Origin of the sequence: Methanoculleus sp. SDB, assembly GCA_001412355.1 — an archaeon.
GTDB lineage: Archaea > Halobacteriota > Methanomicrobia > Methanomicrobiales > Methanomicrobiaceae > LKUD01.
This window is the reverse complement of the sequence record LKUD01000048.1, coordinates 1-19,271: the sequence shown is the minus strand read 5'-3', so window position 1 is coordinate 19,271 and position 19,271 is coordinate 1. Positions and strand designations below refer to the sequence as shown.

Below are 19,271 nucleotides of genomic sequence, written 5' to 3'. Positions count from 1 at the left end.
GTGAATGGCAGGAACAGCAGAGATGGATGATGCCCGGAAACGGTACGAATTCAAAAAGACGCTCGAGAAACTCGCGGCAAAAGAGGGGAGCGGAACCGAACTCATCACGATCTACATCCCCCCCGACAAGCAGATTCACGACGTTACCGGCCAGCTGCGCGACGAGTTCGGCCAGTGCGCCAATATCAAAAGCAAACAGACACGGACGAATGTCCAGAGCGCAATTTCTTCCGTTCTTTCCCGCCTGAAATACTATAACCGTCCGCCGGAAAACGGTATGGCTGTATTCTGCGGCACGATCAAGCTCGGCGGCGACCGTACCGATCTGGAATGCACCATTGTCGAACCTCCCGAACCCCTCGGCCTCTACATGTACCGGTGCAGCTCGAACTTCGAGCTCGAACCCCTGCGGCAGATGCTCCATGAAAAGGAGGTCTATGGCCTGATCGTGATCGACCGGCGCGAGGCGTATATCGGGTTTCTCCGCGGCAACCGCATCGAGCCCGTATCGGGCGTCACCTCGACGGTTCCCGGCAAACAGCGTAAAGGCGGTCAGTCCGCGATGCGGTTTCAACGCCTGAGGCTGATCGCAATCAACGAGTTCTACAAGAAGGTCGGCGACCGTGCTTCTGAGGCATTCCTCGCCGAAAAGGACTTTTTCGAGCGGTTCAAGGGCGTGCTGATCGGAGGGCCGACGCCGACAAAGGAGGAGTTTAATGATGGTGCGTTTCTGCATCACGAAATCCAGAAACGGGTTATCGGCCTCTTTGATGTGAGCTATACAAACGAAAGCGGGCTTGCAGAGCTCGTTGATGCGGCGGAAGAGGCGCTCCGGGGTGTCGAGGTGATGAAGGAAAAGCGCGTGATGGACCGTTTCTTCAAGGAACTCGTGAAGGAAAACGGCCTCGCCGCGTACGGGGAGGAGAGCATCCGCAAGAATCTCGAACTCGGGGCGGTCGATATCCTCCTTCTCTCCGGAAATCTCAGGAGGTCGCGGCTGCGCATCAGGTGCCAGAACTGCGGGGCTGAAGAGGAGCAGACGGTCCAGATGGAGCCGGGGAAGAGCGCGAAGGATATGGTGTTCGGCAACTGTGAAAAATGCAGCGCTCCCCGCTTCCTTGAGGATGAGACGGATATCATCGATGAACTGACGGATCTTGCGGATCAGAGCAATACGGCCGTCGAGATCATCTCGGATGATTTCGAGGAGGGATCGATGCTCTATAACGCATTCGGCGGCATTGCCGCGATACTGAGATACAGGACGGGAATGTGATGTATTTTACGGTCTACAATGAGATACGCGAGGCGCTGGCCGCACAAACGGGTTGCGGGGAGGCTGACCTGACCGACGGCGGGGAGCACGCCGATCTTGCCTCAACGGTCGCTTTCCGCCTCGCAAAAGTGCGGAAAATGGCGCCGGCCCGTATTGCCGCGGAGCTTGCGGAGGAGCTTCGCCCGATCCTCGAACCGCGGGACATTGCCGTCGAAGCGACGGGTCCCTACCTCAATTTCCGGTTCGGCATGTCTTATGTGCAGGGCGCGGTAAAGGCAGCCCTCTTACCCGGATTCGGAGCGATGCCGGTAAAAAAAGAGCGCATCTGCATTGAGCACACGAGCGCAAACCCGAACGGTCCGCTCCACGTGGGCCATATCAGGAACTCCATTATCGGCGATTCCCTTGCACGGGCGTTTCGGAAAGCGGGGTATCCGCTGGAAGTGGAGTATTATATCAACGACATGGGGCGTCAGATCGCGATCGTCTCCTGGGGTTTTTCGCATCTCGGTCTCGACCGCCGGGAGAATGAGAAGGCGGACCATTACGTTGCACGCGTCTATATCGCCGCAAACCGGGCAATTGAAGCGGATCCATCGATCAAGGAGGAGATCGAACGCCGGATGGCACTCATCGAGAGGGGCGACCCGGAGACGGTTGTCGCGTTTCGAAAGGCGGTGGATCTCTGTGTGGGCGGCATCAGGGAAACCCTCGCACGCCTCAATGTGAGCCACGACCGGTTTGTGCGGGAGAACGACTTTGTCCGCAATCACCATATGCTGGGTGTAATCAATCGCCTCAGACTCCTGCCGGAAGCACGGAACGAAGGAACGCTCTCGCTTGATCTCTCGGCGTTCGGGTTCGAGAAGGAGTACGTGATCCGCAGGAGCGACGGGACGTCGGTATACGCTGCCCGCGATCTTGCCTACCATGAGTGGAAGGCGCACAATTTTGACGTGGTCATCGATGTCCTCGGTGCGGACCACAAGCTGATTGGCGCCCAGCTTCAGGCGACACTCCGCCTGCTCGGTGTCCTGCCGCCAGAGATCGTTCACTTTGAGTTCGTCTCCCTCCCCGAAGGATCGATGAGCACCCGTGCAGGTACATTCGTCTCGGCAGACGAGCTGATCGATGAAGTGACGGTGCGGGCATTTGACGAGGTGACCGTACGGCGTCCCGAACTCCCCGAGGAACAACGGCGTGAAATCGCCCGTTCCGTTGCCGTCGGCGCAATCAGGTACGATATTATCAGGGTCTCTCCGGAGAAGAGCACTGTCTTCGATTGGAAGGAGGCCCTGAACTTCGAACGGCAGAGCGCCCCCTATATCCAGTATGCCCATGCCCGGGCGAGCAGTATTCTGGAAAAAGCGGGTAGTTACGAGGAGGCGTTTTCGTTCGCTACCGAGCACGAGATCCGCCTGGCAAAACAGATTGCCCGGTTCCCCCGTGTCATTGAGCTCGTCGTCACCGAACGGCGTCCGCACCTGCTCTCGGTCTACGCACGGGAACTGGCGGATCTCTTCAATACTTTTTACCGGTACGATCCGGTGTTGAAAAGCGAAGGGAAAACGAGGAACAGTCGCTTAACACTCGTGCGGGCCGCGCAAAATACGCTGAAGGAAGCACTGGAGACACTTGGTATCGATGCACTCGGAAGCATGTAAGTCTTTGAGAAAACAGGGCTACCAGTTTTTTTCCGCTACGTCGTCCGCTGCTCTCAAACCCTGCATGTGGAACGTGCGGGCACTCCGGGGCGGGGAAAAATGCTATAAAAACCGTTTTTACGGCATCGAAAGTCACCGGTGCGTCCAGATGACGCCGACGCTCCGCTGCAACCAGCGCTGCCTCTTCTGCTGGCGTTCGATGGAGCATGAGATCACGAACGAAGAAGAGATCGAGCCGGCCCTGATCCTGAAAAAGCTTCATAAACTGCAGAAGAAGGGCCTTTCGGGCCACAAGGTCTCCCCGCTGGTGACACCGGGGGCGTGGGAGGAAGCGATGTCCCCCACCATGGTCGCCATCTCGCTTTCCGGGGAGCCGACCTGCTACTCGCGCCTGCCGGAGCTTGTCGACCTCTTATCCACGGAGTATACGACATTCCTTGTCTCGAACGGCACCCGCCCGTGGGTGCTTGACCGCTGCCGCCCGTTTCAGCTCTACATCTCACTCGACGCGCCGGACGAGGAGACGTACCTGCGGCTCTGCCGCCCGAAGGGGGACTACTGGGAGCAGGTGCAGGAGAGCCTCTCCCTTCTCTCCTCACGCCGCTCCGCCATCCGTGTGACACTGGTCAGGGGCTGGAATGATTTCAGTCCCGAGGCCTATGCCCGCATGATCCAGGATTCGGGAACACGCTTTGTCGAGGTGAAGGGGTACATGCACCTCGGATACAGCTGCCGCCGCCTGGAGCGTTCATGCATGCCCGAGCATACGGAGGTCGCCCTGTTCGCACAGTCAATCGCTAAATACTGTGACTATGAAATTATTGATGAAAGCCCGGTATCCCGGGTGGTGTGTATGGAGCGGCGAGATATATGAGGTTTGATCCCGAAGCATGGAAACAGAAGGCACGGAAGGATTTTGATGCGGCATGGCATGAGGGTTCCGGCATTATCACACCGGCGGGAATCGGGGGCACCTATCCGCGATACGCCTGCCGGCGTGCCTCCCCCCACCCGATTGCGGAGACGATCGAGGCGCTGCGGCAGGTTTACCTGGCACTGGGATTTGATGAGGCACGCGTCCCTCTCATGATCGAGGAACAGGATGTGTACCGCCAGTTCGGCCCGGAGGCGAGTGCGGTTCTCGATCGTGTCTTCTACCTCGGAGGGCTCCCGCGACCGAATGTCGGGATTGCACGGGCGGAGCTTGACGCGATAGGTGCGATTATCGGACGCCCGCTCTCGGAGAATGAGGAAAACGGGCTCCGCGAGACGCTTCATGCATACAAAAAATCGGTGATCGACGGGGACGAGCTCACCGCTGAGCTGGCGGGAGTACTGTCCTGCGATGACGGTCTCGTGGTTCGCCTGCTCGATGAAACGTTCCCGGAATTCAAAAACCTCACGCCCGAATCCTCCCGCACCACACTCCGGAGCCACATGACGAGCGGATGGTTCATCTCCCTTGCCTCGCTCTGGGAGCACGTGCCCCTCCCCCTCCGCCTCTTCTCCGTCGACCGGTGCTTTCGCCGCGAACAGGAGGAGGGGCCGACGCGGCTCATGTCCTACCATTCGGCATCGTGCATCGTTGCCGGTGAGGATGTGACGGTTGAGGACGGAAAAGCGGTTTCCGAAGCCCTCCTCTCCGCCTTCGGGTTCATTGATTTCCAGTTCCGGCCCGATGAGAAGCGCTCCAAATACTATATTCCCGACACCCAGACGGAGGTATACGCACGCCACCCGGTACATGAATGGGTGGAAGTCGCCACGTTCGGGATGTACTCGCCTTCCGCGCTTGGCGAGTACGGCATCGGTGTCCCGGTGATGAATCTGGGCCTCGGAGTGGAGCGCCTCGCGATGATCCGGTATGGCGCCGATGACATCCGGAAACTCACCATGCCCCAGTTCTTTCCCCGGCAGCTCTCCGATCGCGAGATTGCCGCCGCCGTCGCGCTCCGTGACGAACCCGCCACGCCGGAGGGGCGTCGGTGCGCAACGGCCATCGCCGGTACCGCGGCTGCACACGCCACCGAACCCGGCCCCTGCTCCTTCGCGGCGTGGGAAGGGACGATTGAAGGAACGGGCGTGCATGTCTTCGTTGAAGAGCCGGAAACCGGTTCAAAGCTTTGCGGTCCTGCGACATTCAACGAGATTTTCGTATACGGGGGATCGGTGCTGGGCGTTCCGGATTCGGAGAAGTTCAGGGATGTCCGTGAAAAAGGCGCCCCGACCGGCATAACGTACCTCGAAGCTGCTGCACACCTTGCTGCTGCCCGGATCGAGGAAGCGGCCCGCTGCGGCACCGGTACGACAGTGCAGGTGAAGATGGTGAAACTCCCGAGCGAGATCAACTTAAAAATTCCCGGTTACGTGATGCGGTACATAACCGACAACAACAAGAAGGCGGATGTGCGGGGGCCCGTATTCCTGACCGTGCGGTCTGTTGCAGAAAGGCGCGGATGAAGCATGTTAACCGTACTTCTTGTGGATGACGAACCCGTCCTCCTTGAGCTGGGAAAGAGTTTTCTCGAACGAACAGGGGATATGGCGGTGGAGACGGAAGTATCTTCGGAGGCGGCTCTTCGCCGACCGGATCTCCTTTTTTTCGATGCCGTCGTCGCCGATTACGAGATGCCCGGCATGGACGGGATCGCATTTCTCAGGGAAGTCCGGCAAAAAAAGGCTGACATCCCCTTTATCATCTTCACAGGCCGGGGGCGCGAGGAGATTGTGGTCGAGGCGATCAACAGCGGCGCCGATTTTTACGTGCAGAAGGGCGGCTCGCCGGAGGCACAGTTTGCGGAGCTTATCCACAAGATAAAAACGTCGGTCGAGCGGCGAAAGGCGCTCGAGGAACTTCGTCTTGACGAGATGCGACTCGAAGCGCTCTTCATGCTGTACCAGATGACGGATGCACCGCTCTCGGCTATGATGCATTACGTCCTTGAGGAGGGGATCCGCCTCACGGGCAGCCGCATCGGCTATATTGCGTTTGTCAACGAGGATGAAACCGAACTGGAGATGTATGCGTGGTCAACCTCGGTGCTCCGGGAGTGTCGCATCGCGGACAAACCAAAGATCTTCCCGCTCGAGAAAACCGGCCTCTGGGGTGAGGCAGTCCGCCAGCGCCGTCCGATCGTCACCAATGACTATTCGGCTGACAACCCGCTGAAGAAAGGGTATCCCGGAGGACACGTCGCCCTGATCCGTCACATGAATGTACCCGTCTTCGATGGTGACCGGATTGTTGTGGTGGCCGGAGTCGGGAACAAGGTGCAGGCGTATGACGACACCGATGTGCTCCAGCTCTCCCTGCTGATGGGGGGGATGTGGCAGATCCTCAAGCGGAAACGGAATGAAGAGCAGCTCAGGAAGTATACCGAAGAGATTGCCACCCACTGCACCCGGCTTGCGGAACAGGAGGCCGCCCTCCAGGAGAGCGAAGAGCGTTTTTCCTTTGCCACCGGTGTCGCGGGTATCGGAGTGTGGGATCTCGATCTCCGTACGGATGAAACGTTTACGAACCGAAAGTTTAACGAGATGACCGGATATGTCGGGGAGGAACGGTTCAGCACGCTGAAACAGTGGGAGAGGATCGTCGATCCGGAAGATCTGCCCCGTCTCAGACTCCTTGCCAGAGAACATTGTGAAGGGAAAATCCCCTCGATTGAAGCGGAGTTTTGGGTGCGGTGCCGGGACGGCAGCAGGAAGTGGGTCTACAGCGTCGCGCGGATATCTGACCGCGATCACGAGGGAAGGCCTCTCAGGATCACCGGTATCCTTCAGGACGTGACCGAGAAACGGAAATTTCAGGATCAGCTGGAGGAGGCAAACAGAAAACTCATCCTGCTTTCCGATGTCACGCGCCACGATATCCTCAATCAGGTGACGGCTATTCTCGGCTATATATCGCTGCTGCAGGATATCACCCCCGGTGACCAGCAGCGGTTTGTCGATTCCATCGAGAAACTTGCGAAGACGATACAGGACCAGATCTCATTCACCCGCGAATACCAGGAGATCGGGATTCATCCGCCCGTATGGCTGCGCCTTGATGAAGTAATCGAAGGTGCCGCCCGGTCGGTGCCGCTGAACTCGATTACGCACCACATCGATACCGGCACCGTTGAGGTCTTTGCGGATCCGATGATCGAGCGCGTTATCCTGAACATTCTCGTCAATGCCTCCCTGCACGGTCAAAACGTAACGAGTATAAAAGCCTCGTTTACCGGAACGGCAGCGGGTATCCTGACATTCGAAGACAACGGGGTCGGGATTCCTCCTGACCAGAAATCAAAGATTTTTCAACGCGGTTTCGGTACAAATTCCGGTTTCGGTCTTTTTCTGACCCGTCAGATTCTTCAGATCAATAATATGTCGATCCGCGAGACCGGTGAGGAAGGGGCGGGTGCCCGGTTTGAAATATCTATCCCCGCCGGATTGTGGCGGGGATGCTGCAGCACTCTCCCGGACGAGGATGATTAGCAGGGATCGCCGTCGATTACATTATCAGGTGATTCTTCCACTCTACCGTATGGCAAAACAGATCTGCCCCATCATCAGCCGGGGATTTGAAACGCAGCACTGCCAGCGTGAGAACTACATGGCATGGGTTCCGCCGGAGGGTTCTTCCGGACAGGTTTCTCCGGGGTTTTGCGCCCTGATCGCCAGTGTTCGGCATCGGTGACCCTCCCGAGATTCCGTCACAGCATTCAGGCCGTATCTTTTTCGTTACGAATGATTTCGTGGACGATATCCACTGCTTCCCGCACAAACACCGGGCAGACCGAGGAGAAAAGGCCGCGCTCCCGTGCCGCCACGCTCCCCTCGGGCGTCGAGAGGTCCACGCCGATGAGGTCGCGGCATACCACGGTTCCGCATTGTTCCTCGAACCTGCGGAGGAACTCCCGCACGTTTCCGTACACGACTCTCTTCGCCTCCCGGTTGTCCGTCCTCCGTTCCGTGGCAATGCCGAGCGCCATGACAGCTCCTGTCACCGCGCCGCAGACGGCCCCGCTCTGCCCGATGCCGCCCCCGAATCCGCGGCTGATCGCCCTTGCATCCCCGGGTGACACCCCGTATTCTTCCGCAAAAACCGAGAATACCGCCTGCGAGCAGTTATATCCGCTCTGAAACCGCTCGACGGCACGATCCGCCTGTGAGGGAGGAAGCTCCATAAAGGACATGGGGGCCGGGGAGTCTTGAACCTGATGCATCTCCGGCGGGTGCCTGATCGCTCCGAACAGGGGATGGACGATGCCTCCCGCCCTGATTCGGACAGGCGGAAAAAAGGTGGTGTTCCGGAAAGGCAGGTATCAGAGCCCTGCAGCGAATTCCGCGTACGACGGGAAGACGTACTGGCAGGCACGGATCATGCCCTTTGTATAAGCGTGGCTGCCGCCGACACAGTCGGCAATTCTGCCGGTCAGGGAGACGCAGTCCGCCTTGCACTGGAAGATCGGGTTGTCTGCGGGAGTTGTGATTCCGTTTTCAAACGCAAACTTACCCTCGATGAAGTGCTGCTTTGCGTGGGCGTACGTCGACTTGAGCAGTGATACGTCGTAGCCTTCGCATTCGAGGCGGTTGATAATCGCATATCCGCGCTGGAGTGCGAGCGGCGCCTTTTCGACCATGTGCCCGACGTATTCGTTCCAGACGTCTGCAGGTGAGGGGTCAGGATACGGGGCTGCGGCGACCGGCACCGCAAATACTGCTGCGGCGCAGACAAGGACTGCGAGGCCGGCGAGTGCCGCCCTGATTCCGCGGCGGGGGGTGGTCGTGTGCTGTCCGGTGATTCGGGATGTGTCTGTGGTGTGAGTCATAGTCTCTCTTCCGTTTCCGGTGGTTATGCGGTGGGGGGGTCTCGCCCCCGTATCCGCTGAATACACTGTCGGGAGCGGGAGTATATATATGGAAAAAATGGGGGCGGTTCATATGTTGAACCGGCCGGTTCACCCCGCTCCTCTCACCGGCGCATGTCGTAACAATGACAAAATCCGGATTTTCGGGTCTGAATGTTATTTTACCAGCCGTTTGCCCCTAAGAACGGGATGTTATCTGTTCTGCCCGCTCCGCAGTATCTCATAGGATACGCATTTGTCCCGAATGCAGTGCCTTTTCCCGGCTCGTTTCCATTCCTGAAAGGCATTTTTCGCGATTTCTTCGCCCTGCCCTGAAGTTCGTTCTCCTTTTACCGGTCGCTGGTGTCCAGCTCCCCGGCCCTCCATTCGTTAACTATCGTCCGTGCGGATTGCCCACTCTTCCCTTTGAGCTGCGCATATTTCCAGAACAGGATGAAAAGAGCGAATATAAGGGCGATAACGAGAATCCATTCAATCATACGTGCCCTGTGAGCGAAACGGTGAACAGCGTCTTCTCCGTGGCTACCCCCCGGATTTTCTTCGCCCCCCTATTCATCAGCGGAATAGTTCTTCACAACCGACTCCGCCACCTTCTCATCGGCTTCTTCCGCCTTACGCCCGAACCGGATGCCTGCTTCAAGTGCCCGGGAAAAGCACGCTTCGGCGTCACTGATCTCGAAGTAGTCGCATTCGCCCGTGACCTTGTCCTTCAGAACGCGTGCTAAGGAGGGATCGAGCAGGATTGCTTGGTGATAGCACTGGACCGCTTCCCGGATCATTCCGGTCGAGGCACAGATATCGCCCCGGAGAATCCACGCCCCGGTTATCTCCGGGTCGAGGCGAAGCGCTTGGTCGAGGAGGGCGAGGATATCATTCGCCGTTCCGGTACCTTCAAGCATCTTCGCCGAATCATAAAGCAGTTTTGCCCGGATGAATTCATCTTCGGCCATTCGTGCGTTCCTCCTGTACATGATCGGGGGGCCCTGCCTTTCGTCCCCGTGTGGTTCCATAACCACGGCAGGATAAATAGGTTTTTCTGAGCCCGGGCCGTCAGCCCTGTCAGAGAACGGTATCCGCGATGATGGAAACCGCATAGACTGCCATCGCGACGTGGAAGTAAGGGAGCTGCGCAAGCGCCGTTTTTGGGCTTTCGACCTGAAAAATTCGGACATTTGCCATAGTGAGAAGAAGCAGGCCGAGCAGGAACCCCCCGCGGGCGATCCATCCGAGCCGTGCGGCGAAGAGTAGGGCGAAGCCGGCGTGAATGATGGTCGCGAGAAGGATCCACACCGCCGTCCCGTGTTCGCCGTGCAGCACCGTCACCGACGCCATCTCCCGTGCCCGGTCGTTTGCGATATCGGCAAGATCGTTCACGGCAAGGTGCGCCTCGGCAAACGGGTAGAAGAAGAGGAAGTAGAGGAGTGCGGTTGTGTCGGGCTGGCCTGCGGCGAGGTACCCCGCGACCGGAAAGAGGGCGAAGTCGGTGCGCCCGACGAGCTGTGCGATCGGCCATGCCTGCTGCCTTTTTTTCAGCTGGTAGAATATCTCGGCGCAGTATGCAAACACCATGATTACGAACACGAGCTGCGAATGCGGCGGGGGAAGGGTGAAGATCAGCGCCGTCGTGACAAACAGAAACCCGAGAACAAGGGCTGCAGCGCGGCCGGGAGTGATCAGGCCGAGGGGCAGCGGGCGGGTGCCGAAAAGCCGCCAGTACCGCGTCATCGAGGGATCGATGTCACGGGTATCGCGCTCCCGGTCGACGATGTCGTTGAGCACCATGCCTCCCTCGAAGCCGAACAGGCCGATGAGCGCCACCGTCACGGTCGTCGTCCATGCAAATCCGCCGTATTCCCGGTATGCAAGCGCGAGCCCCGAACAGAAGAGCAGCGGCCATGCCCAGGCGAAGTGGAACCGGGTCAGATCGATCCACGCACGCAGGGAGGAGTACACGAGTCAGTATTACCATACTCCTTCTTGATTCCATCTCTCCCGGAGAGCAGTCGGGAATGGTTTATCAAAATGCCCGCCGATTCACTCCTGTATGAAAATCCCCGGTATTTTTCTGGTACTGCTGATCCTTGCCGCTGTGTGCATACTCTGGAGTGCCGGGTGTACGGGAGCGGGGCCTCCCCCGGAGGGAGGTCCGGCATCACCGGTTTCCTGGCTCGGAAATGTTACAGGCCAGTCCCGGTATGCGTACGCCACATGGGGAATCTCCGTGGTCGATCCCGCCACCGGGGAGGTCCTCTACGCCGAGAACCCGGGTAATCTCTTCACGGCAGGATCGACGACGAAATGCTTCACGGTAGCGGCAGCACTGGAGATGCTCGGCCCCGGATACCGTTTTACAACACCGGTCTTCGCTCGCGGCACCATCGCTCCGGGCGGGGTCCTCGACGGCATCCTGATCCTTGTCGCATCGGGCGATCCCACGATGGGGGGGCGCACCCTTGCGAACGGGACAATCGCCTTTACCAACGCGGATCATGGTGACGCGAATGCTCTCGGCGGCGCCCTCCTCACCCCGACCGATCCGCTCGCAGGCCTTGACGATCTCGCGCTTCAGGTCCGGAATGTCGGGATTACCCGTGTAAAAGACGTGGTCATCGACGACCGGCTCTTTGAAACGGCACAGCTCGCCGATGAAAATCCCGTTACGCCCATCATCATCAACGACAACCTCATCGATATCATCATCACTCCGGCGGCGGAGGGATCGCCGGCTATGGTTGCCATGCGACCGGAAACTACGGTCTGGACGCTGGATGCGGACGTCGGCACCGGAGCACCCGGAGGAGAGCCGGGGATTGTGATTTACGGGGATGACGGGACGATTTCAGTGGCGGGGACCGTTCCGGCGGATGGCGGGACGGAAGTGCGGACGTTCCGCCCGCCCGATGCCGCCTCCTTTGCCCGGTCGCTCTTTATCGGGGCGCTGGAGCGGGCGGGTGTCGCCGTCGACGCACCTCCGGACGGCGTAAATCCCGCTTTCCTCCTCCCAAAACCCGCGGCCTCCGATATGGAACGTGTCGCAGAACTGGTTTCTCCGCCGTTTTCGGAAAACGCAAAGCTGATTCTCAAGGTGAGCCAGAACCTGCACGCCAACACACTGCTCGGGATCATGGCGGCGCAGCGCGGTTACCGGACCGTGCAGGAAGGCCTTGCCCAGGAATGGAGCCTGCTTGCCCTGGCAGAAATCGATCCCGCATCGCTGACTCTCATCGACGGAGAGGGTTCCGGGGGAAACCGGATCAGCCCGGAAGCGATGACCGCGCTTCTCCGGTTTATGGCACACCGACCATATACCCACTACTACCGGGACGCCCTGCCCGTCCTGGGTGTGGACGGGACACTTGCGGAGTCCGTTCCTCCCGGGAGCCCTGCACGGGGAATGGTGCAGGCGAAGACCGGAACGGTGGTCTCCGGAGACATGAGCGGGATTTTTTTAAACGCAAGGGCGATGGCCGGGTACTTGACGGCGAAGAGCGGTCGTGAACTCGTCTTTGCAGTCTTTGTCAATGATGTCCGCATTACCGGCATCCCTGATGCCATCGCGGTGGGAAACGACCTCGGGCGGATTGCGGAACTCCTGTACGAAGCATACTAAGCTCTCCCTTTTTCTTCCGTCACGGGAGCGGTGAGGCATGCTCTTTCCGCCCCGGCATGGCGGGACGACTGGGATACCCCGCTCCGGGCGTGTTGCGCACCTCCGGACGGCAGCCCTTTTTCGTGACAGGAAAGGGGGCTGAAAAATCGCGTTCTTTGAGCGCTATGCTGACATCTCCGGGTACGTCTTTTACCTGCTCAAACGGGAAGAATAAGTGAAAGGGGAACCGCAACGCCCTTTTTTATGATATCCTCCGGAGATCCCCCGCTCCCGCGAGCCGCCGCGACTCAAGGACAAGCTCCGGTACCAGCAGATCACGGTTCTCCCGTGTGAGGGTTCGGAGCACGATGCCGGGGCGTTTTTTGATGCTTTCGATAAACGTGTCTCCCCGCAGTGCAATGGTGGCGATGACGAACACCCCGCTGTCGAGGATATGCATGAGATATGTCCTGAAACGCGGTGAGAGGCATTCCATCTTCCCGATTTCGTCCACTATTATGACGCCTGCCCCCTCAGGCAGCGCTTCGGGATCCCCGAGAAATGCCTCGAGCCCCGCCACATCGACGCCGTATTTCCCGACTCGCGGGCCTTTCATGCCCGTCCGGGCGAGTATCTGCCGCCGCCCCGACAGGGAGACGAGGTCAAACCCGGTGCGCACTCCCCGCTCGCGGACCTCGGCAGTGTAAAAACCGGCCGGCCGGGCGTCACGGAGAGATTCGATGATGCGCAGGACTGCGGTCGTTTTGCCCGAGCCCGGCGGCCCAGTGATCAGGAGTGCGGCAGGGCGCATCGGAATCTCCGATTATTCCCTGAATTCCACTTCGACACCGCCGAACCACCCTGTGGCGACGTTGAAGAGAAAGGCGGCTATCGCGCCATAGACAAACCCGCCGACAGCGGCGCCGATCGTTCCGGCGAAGATTGCGATGATGCCTGCCGTCGTCGCGGCCATGCCGGGGATACCGAACGAGCCGGCCACTGCACCGCCGAGAATCATCAGGAGGAGAAATATGATGCCCAGGATCAGCCCGATGACCATCATGATTGCGGCACTCACCTTTGCAACCGAAAAGACACCTAAATGAACAATTTCCGTCATACGGGAATCCTCTCACGGTCAGGGGATAATGCTTGCCATCCTTCTGCCAGCAGGGTGAGAATCCGCTCCGCTCCCGCCTTGTCGAGCGGTCGGTTGTCGTTTCCGCACTTCGGCGAATGGATGCATGAAGGGCATCCCGAGGTGCAGGGACAGTCCCTGACGACGTCGCGGGCGGTCCCGGCAAGGGAGGGAAAGAGGGAATACGCCTTTTCTGCAAGCCCGATCCCCCCTTCATATCCGTCATAGATGAGGATCGTCGCTGCAGCCGTATCGGGATGCCACGGAGTTGAAAATCCGCCGATATCCCGGCGATCGCAGAGCACGTGGACCGGCATCATCGCGATGAGTTCGTGCTCAGCGCCGTGCAGTGCCCCGGCAGGGTCCATGTCGTCTTCGGAAAGGCGTTCAACCTCCGCTTCAGGGAGCGTGACCCACAGCGCCCGGGTGGTGAAGACGGTCGGCGGGAGGGAAAGGGGGTGGGTTTCAAGGAGCGTGTCATAGCGGCGGAGCTGGTACTGCCGGTACTGCTCGGTGATTCTCACATCCCCGAAACAGAGCGTCCCCCCGTCCCCTGTGCGGGAGGTTCGCGTCCCGATGATCGAGATTTCCACGGACCTGAGGGCCCGCGTGTGGCAGTCCGTCTCTTCCGGGCGGAGGGTGATCGAGCGGGCGTCGAGGTCGAAGCCGGTAACGAGATAAGTCTCCCCCTGATGAAGGTGGATCGCACCCGGATGGGCCTCCCGAAATGCCTGGTTCCTGTCCATAGTCTCGAGGACCTGTCCGCTGCACGAGACCCTGAACGATTCACCGGAGGCCGTTCCGAGAGGGCACGCCTCCGATGCACGGCCGCGTCCCGCATAGGCCCACCCCTTCCGGGTTCCGGCAAGGATTCCGGCATCGGCGAGTGCCCTGACCGCATCTCCGGCATCCGGACCGAAGAAGCGCGCCTCACCGTCGGGTGCGAGCGGCGCCTCCGCCGCAGCACAGAGCAGGTGTCCTGCGAGGATGTACGGGTTTGCAGGATCGAGAATGGCGTGTTCACAGGGCTTTTCGAAGAAAGAACCGGGATGGCGAGCGAAATACTGGTCCAGCGCGTTGTCGGATGCGACGAGCACCGACCACGATGTGTAACTCCTTCGTCCCGCCCGTCCTGCCTGCTGCCACGCAGCCATCATGCTCCCCGGGAATCCTGCCATTATCACCGCATCGAGAGAGCCCACGTCGATTCCCAGTTCGAGGGCATTTGTGGAGACCACCGCGGAAAGACTGCCATCTCTGAGTTTTTTTTCGATTTCCCGTCGTTCTCCCGGGAGGTATCCGGCCCGGTAGGGGGCCACGGACTCCGCTCTCCCCCCGTTTTGGACGAGGGTGCTCCGGGCATGCCGGGTGATCGCTTCGGCCATTGTGCGCGAGGGTGTGAAACAGAGCGTCTGCAACCCGTCTTCAACAGATGCCAGCAGGAGATCATGCACGGCCCGGGAGAGGGAGACACCCCCTCCCCGGATCGCGGCAGGATTCGCAAGCAGGAAGTGCCGCACCCCCCGGGGCGATCCGTCGGCGTCGACGACGACCGAGGCCCTGCCGGTCAGCAGCGCGGCAAATTCTCCGGGGTTTGCGATTGTGGCGGTGGAGAGGATGAATTGAGGGCGGCTCCCGTACTTTTCGGCGATCCGGAGCAGCCTCCGGAGCAGGAACGCCGCATGCGTTCCGAAGACACCCCTGTACCTGTGCGCCTCATCGATGACCACGTACCTGAGCTGTTCGAAAAACCCTGCCCATTTGGGGTGCCACGCCAGCAAATGGTGGATTTCGTGCGGATTTGAGAGCACGATGCGCGATCTCTCACGGATGCGGGGACGGAGGTGTGCAGGTGTATCGCCGTCGTACACGGCACTCCCTGCCGGAAAACCGGTGAATTCCTCGAGTGCGCGAAAGCCCGAGAGCTGGTCGTGGGCAAGTGCTTTCGCGGGGTACAGGCAGAGGGCGGTTGTCTGCTCACCGGAACAGAGGCTTTCAAAGATCGGAAGCAGAAACGCGAGGCTTTTTCCTGACGCAGTCGGTGTGGTGAGGATGACGTCCCGTCCTTCCCTGACAGCATCGATCGCGGTGCACTGGTGGGTATAGAGCCGGATGCCGCGTGCCGTGAGGTATGCCTCGAGCAGATCCGGGAGCGGCTTTCCAAGCCTTCCGTAGGACCCGTCACGCCCCGGGATACATTCATGGTGGGTGATGAGAGGGTGCGAACCGCTTTCAAACACCTGCATGATTGTCCTCCCGGAGCAGCAGGAACAGGCGGGCAAGCGAGATGACGTCAAGGCGGTTGTGCTCCACGATAGGCACGAGCGGCCCGGGATTGCCGGTGCGCATGTATGCCTCGTAGAATTCCGGGACCATGGCGCTCGGGACATCGTCCGTGCGGACGGTCGAACAAAAGCGGGTCTCCAGCGTTCCGAGACGGAAGTCCGGGAGCATGCCTTTCCACCGGCGGCGTGAGAAGTGGAGCACGTCGTAATGGGGGAGGGTCGGTACGGGCGGATGCCCGTAATACGCGATACGTCCCGATAGGTACGGCATATCGAACGATTTTCCGTTGAACGTGACAAGGGCGGGCTGTCCGTCCGTGAAGTGGGAACAGACTGCACAGAGTGCCGCCTCCTCCTCTCCGATGTCCCGCAGGAGATACTGGCTGACGGAGAGCCCGTGCGTCCCGAGGCGCCCGATACCGACGAGGATGACCGGCCGGGAGCACAAGCCGAGTGTCTCGATGTCGAGAAAGACCAGTTCTTCGTTACGGAAAAAACCTGATGTTGCGAGGGCACGAGGATGAGAAGCTGTATGGCGGCAGGCAATATGGCGGAGAAGCGCACCCGTGTCGCGCGAGTTTAGAATCGCACAAAAATCGCGTGCATGCCCGTGAAAACGAGGGTGGCGGCACAGGTCGCCGATTGAATAATACCCCCGGCTGTGCAGCACGGCCTCGGTACAGGGACCGATGCCCGGGATGAGCCGGAGGTCGGAACAAAGCGATCGGGCCGCGGCCTCCGGGTCCGGTGCGGGGGCCTCGACCGGGGCAGTGCTTGTTATCACGAAGCAGGGGCCCGCGGCGGTCTCTTCCTCGTGTCCGGAGAAGGTATCCCCGATTTCCGAGCCCCGGTAACGGGCGAGAAGACGGTCACGCAGCAGGAGGCTCGTCTCATACTCCGATCGAAAGACCGGAGTCGCGGCAAGGCCCGCTGCGAAAACGTTTCCGTCCCGTACGATGCTGTATTCCCGGCGATCCGCGATCTGCCGCCGCCAGCGGTTCGCGGCGCTCTCGAAAAGAGGCTGCACTGCCATTATGTTCACGTGGTTTTCAGGGCGCAGCAGGTAAAGAGGCGGGCGTGGGGGGTGAAAGTGACCGGAAGGCAGCGGTGATGCCCCATGCCGGGTATTTTTCATATTCCCGGTCGAATACATGTACAGCACATGGCGGAAAGACACGATCGTACTCTCGCAGTGATCGCCGGAACTCTGCTTGCCCTGATGGCAGCGGGCACTGCGGGCTGCCTTGCCGGCCTGATCCCGAATGAGATTGTCTATCCCGGAATCACGCCTGTTTCGGGCGTCCCACCTCTCCCTGATGCCGTGTACGTTTTCCCGTTTCAGGACCAAACCATATCCTTCGCGGTACCCGTGGACAGCGCGCTTCTCGCGGGTGCCCGGCAGGCGGAGAAGAGCGCCCATATTTACGGCGATCTTTCCGAGGAGGAATGGCTTCCCGGATATTATCTTTCCTTTATTTCGGATCCTGACCTGCTTCCCCTGTACGATGCGCTCGGGGAGCGTTTCGACGCTGTCCGGAAGGCAAAATCGCTGGATAACGACGCATATCTCGAGCTGATCTCTACGTTTGTGCAGTCCATTCCGTACGAGACCGATGCGATGCTTGTCGCACCGAAGTTTGCAATCGAGACTATTGCGGATGGGAAAGGAGACTGCGACGATAAAAGCCTCCTTCTCGCAGCGCTCCTCGCTCGCGAGGGGTATGCGGTGGCTCTCCTGTATTTTGAACCCGAGCAGCATATGGCCGTAGGGGTCACCGCATCCGGTTTCAGCTACGGGAATTCAGGGTATGCCTACATCGAAGCGACCAATGTGAGCTATATTGGCATCCCCCCCGATGAGCTGACAGGAGGTGTTGTCCTCACGTCCGAGCCCGTTATCATCCCGGTCGGCAGCGGTACGGCCGGGTACGGCCGGTGCGATGAAACACGGGTTATCGACGATGCACGCATGCGTGCCAAAGCGGCGATTGTCGCTTATGAGGCAGACGTGGCCGCCATGGATGCGGAGATGGACGGCTCTCTCGCGGATCTTGAGGCACTGGCAGCGAGGATGGAGGCGCTCCGGCATGCCGGACGGAATGAGGAGTACAACGCCCTCGTGCCGGTTTACAATTCAAAGGCGGCCGCATATAACGAGGATATCGGTACAATGCAGCCTTCGATTGATTCCTACAACCGGCAGGTCCTGATATTCAATTACATCGTCACCCATGTGCACGATCGGCCCGGAACCTATGCCTGGCTCATGTCGACGGGCGCCTGACGGGTATCACCACTCACGGGGAGCGGGGACACGGACACGGGGGCCGGGCACACGGATCCAGCGCCGTGCCGGGGGAGCGCGTTCGGGGCCGGCGGTTGCGATAAAGCCACTCTTGCAGAGCTGGGGGCGGCGGATGACCTGCGGGTGTTCGGCCGCACGTTCGGCGAGATGTATGAAAGTTTCCAGCATATACGTTTACACGGCGGAAACGGCATAAGGGCGTTTGCCGTGGGGGGGGTGAAAGTGTATCAGTCCCGCTCCCGCACCCAGCGGGCAAACACCGGGTCGGCAAGTGCGTACACACCCCGTGACTTTCGTTCGACCACACCTTTTTCGCGCAGGTACCCGAGGAACCTGCTGATATTGGATATCCGTTCCCCGCAGCCTGCTGCGAGCGCTCCCGGCGTCGTCTGCCCCGCTGCAATACCCGCGACGATCACCCGCTCCTTCGGTCCGAGCGCAGTGAGTTCGGCCCGGAATAGAAGCGCCCCTTCTTCGCGAAGAAAAGCCTCTTCCGCCTTCCCGACACTATCCCGTTCGGTCCGCCCCGACCTGCCGATCATTCTGCCTATAAACTGGATATAGAAGGGAATGCCGCCTGAAAATTCAAATACCCGGGAGATGTCGCCGTCAGATACGGGAAGGTCCCTCCTGAGGAGCGCGGCGGTCTCCTCCCTGGAGAGCGGACCCACCTCACGTACGATCAGCTGCCGGTAAAACGGCGACGTGGCGGAGAGCACGGTCATATCCATCGTGCTCCGCACCGATCCGGTGATGCAGAGAACGGTATGTTCCCACCGCTCCTGAATGGTGCGTATGGTTTTGAGCACCTGCTCCCCGATACGGCTTCCTCCGGTTTTCAGGTCCATGATGGCGGGAAACTCGTCCAACATCAGCACGCATTTTGTCTGTGTGGCATGCGCAAGCTGCTCCCCGAGCCAGAGCGCTTTTTCAAACATCTCTCTTTCGTCCGTCTCCCTGTCAACCGAAAAGAGGAGTTCGATGTCGTGGTATGCGATCGTGACGCTGGAGTTTTCCAGCAGGGTTCTGAGCACCGAAAGCGGCATACGCATCAGGTCACGCGCCCGGTGGGCAAGGCCTGTTACCGGCCGGTAGGCGTCCAGAATTGCAGCGGAGAGCATCCGTGCGCATTCCCCGAGAGACGGGTCGAGCAGGC

Annotated in this window: 17 protein-coding genes and 1 pseudogene; 7 read left to right on the top strand and 11 right to left on the bottom strand. The window is 59.7% G+C overall.

All coding sequences use genetic code 11. The features are described 5' to 3' along the window. The first annotated feature begins 4 nt into the window (after window positions 1-4). The 5 genes from APR53_10180 to APR53_10160 are packed head-to-tail and all read left to right on the top strand — an operon-like array spanning window position 5 to window position 7,422. On the top strand, window positions 5-1,276 hold the full coding sequence (locus APR53_10180) for a peptide chain release factor 1 (GenBank protein KQC04534.1): 1,272 nt from the start codon (window positions 5-7) through the stop codon (window positions 1,274-1,276). After that, window positions 1,276-2,940, top strand: a complete 1,665-nt coding sequence (locus APR53_10175) for an arginine--tRNA ligase (protein ID KQC04533.1) — start codon at window positions 1,276-1,278, stop codon at window positions 2,938-2,940. The genes APR53_10180 and APR53_10175 overlap by 1 nt, the downstream gene beginning before the upstream one ends. After that, the gene (locus tag APR53_10170; GenBank protein KQC04532.1) at window positions 2,921-3,814 is read left to right on the top strand and encodes a wyosine biosynthesis protein TYW1; all 894 of its coding nucleotides are present in this window, start codon (window positions 2,921-2,923) and stop codon (window positions 3,812-3,814) included. The genes APR53_10175 and APR53_10170 overlap by 20 nt, the downstream gene beginning before the upstream one ends. Continuing rightward, on the top strand, window positions 3,811-5,400 hold the full coding sequence (locus tag APR53_10165) for a serine--tRNA ligase (GenBank protein ID KQC04531.1): 1,590 nt from the start codon (window positions 3,811-3,813) through the stop codon (window positions 5,398-5,400). Before APR53_10170 ends, APR53_10165 begins: the two co-directional genes overlap by 4 nt. Before the next feature lie 3 nt (window positions 5,401-5,403). After that, complete coding sequence (locus APR53_10160) at window positions 5,404-7,422, top strand: hypothetical protein (protein ID KQC04530.1); 2,019 nt, start codon at window positions 5,404-5,406, stop codon at window positions 7,420-7,422. A gap of 227 nt (window positions 7,423-7,649) precedes the next feature. Here APR53_10160 and APR53_10155 read toward each other — a convergent pair whose 3' ends face one another. The 4 genes from APR53_10155 to ubiA all read right to left on the bottom strand — a co-directional run bounded on the left by APR53_10155 (window position 7,650) and on the right by ubiA (window position 10,751). Beyond that, a complete protein-coding gene (locus APR53_10155) occupies window positions 7,650-8,123 on the bottom strand; it encodes a hypothetical protein (GenBank protein ID KQC04529.1) in 474 nt (157 codons plus the stop codon). 129 nt (window positions 8,124-8,252) lie between these two features. Beyond that, window positions 8,253-8,759 carry a hypothetical protein gene (locus APR53_10150; GenBank protein KQC04528.1) on the bottom strand — a complete coding sequence of 169 codons (507 nt, stop codon included), beginning with the start codon at window positions 8,757-8,759 and terminating at the stop codon, window positions 8,253-8,255. Between the two features lie 587 nt (window positions 8,760-9,346). Beyond that, window positions 9,347-9,748 carry a hypothetical protein gene (locus tag APR53_10145; protein KQC04527.1) on the bottom strand — a complete coding sequence of 134 codons (402 nt, stop codon included), beginning with the start codon at window positions 9,746-9,748 and terminating at the stop codon, window positions 9,347-9,349. A gap of 109 nt (window positions 9,749-9,857) precedes the next feature. Further along, window positions 9,858-10,751, bottom strand: coding sequence for a prenyltransferase (ubiA, locus tag APR53_10140; GenBank protein KQC04526.1), 894 nt, complete (start codon window positions 10,749-10,751; stop codon window positions 9,858-9,860). 91 nt (window positions 10,752-10,842) lie between these two features. On the opposite strand from ubiA, the gene APR53_10135 reads away from it, so the two are divergent. After that, window positions 10,843-12,408, top strand: coding sequence for a hypothetical protein (locus APR53_10135; GenBank protein ID KQC04525.1), 1,566 nt, complete (start codon window positions 10,843-10,845; stop codon window positions 12,406-12,408). Window positions 12,409-12,427: 19 nt separating this feature from the next. Here the strand turns inward: APR53_10135 and APR53_10130 are convergent, their stop codons facing one another. The 5 genes from APR53_10130 to APR53_10110 are packed head-to-tail and all read right to left on the bottom strand — an operon-like array spanning window position 12,428 to window position 16,843. Continuing rightward, window positions 12,428-12,640, bottom strand: coding sequence for a hypothetical protein (locus APR53_10130; protein KQC04524.1), 213 nt, complete (start codon window positions 12,638-12,640; stop codon window positions 12,428-12,430). 9 nt (window positions 12,641-12,649) lie between these two features. Further along, window positions 12,650-13,198, bottom strand: coding sequence for a hypothetical protein (locus APR53_10125; GenBank protein KQC04523.1), 549 nt, complete (start codon window positions 13,196-13,198; stop codon window positions 12,650-12,652). Between the two features lie 12 nt (window positions 13,199-13,210). Then, complete coding sequence (locus APR53_10120; protein KQC04522.1) at window positions 13,211-13,507, bottom strand: hypothetical protein; 297 nt, start codon at window positions 13,505-13,507, stop codon at window positions 13,211-13,213. Continuing rightward, entirely contained in the window at window positions 13,504-15,771 is a 2,268-nt protein-coding gene (locus tag APR53_10115; GenBank protein KQC04521.1) for a hypothetical protein, read from the bottom strand. Before APR53_10115 ends, APR53_10120 begins: the two co-directional genes overlap by 4 nt. Continuing rightward, on the bottom strand, window positions 15,758-16,843 hold the full coding sequence (locus tag APR53_10110; protein ID KQC04520.1) for a hypothetical protein: 1,086 nt from the start codon (window positions 16,841-16,843) through the stop codon (window positions 15,758-15,760). Before APR53_10110 ends, APR53_10115 begins: the two co-directional genes overlap by 14 nt. 84 nt (window positions 16,844-16,927) lie before the next feature. Between APR53_10110 and APR53_10105 the strand changes: the two genes are divergently transcribed. Beyond that, complete coding sequence (locus tag APR53_10105) at window positions 16,928-18,094, top strand: hypothetical protein (GenBank protein KQC04519.1); 1,167 nt, start codon at window positions 16,928-16,930, stop codon at window positions 18,092-18,094. A 6-nt stretch (window positions 18,095-18,100) separates the two neighbouring features. Here the strand turns inward: APR53_10105 and APR53_10100 are convergent, their stop codons facing one another. Both APR53_10100 and APR53_10095 read right to left on the bottom strand, forming a co-directional pair. Further along, entirely contained in the window at window positions 18,101-18,283 is a 183-nt protein-coding gene (locus tag APR53_10100; GenBank protein ID KQC04518.1) for a hypothetical protein, read from the bottom strand. 59 nt (window positions 18,284-18,342) lie between these two features. Continuing rightward, window positions 18,343-19,271: pseudogene (locus APR53_10095) on the bottom strand.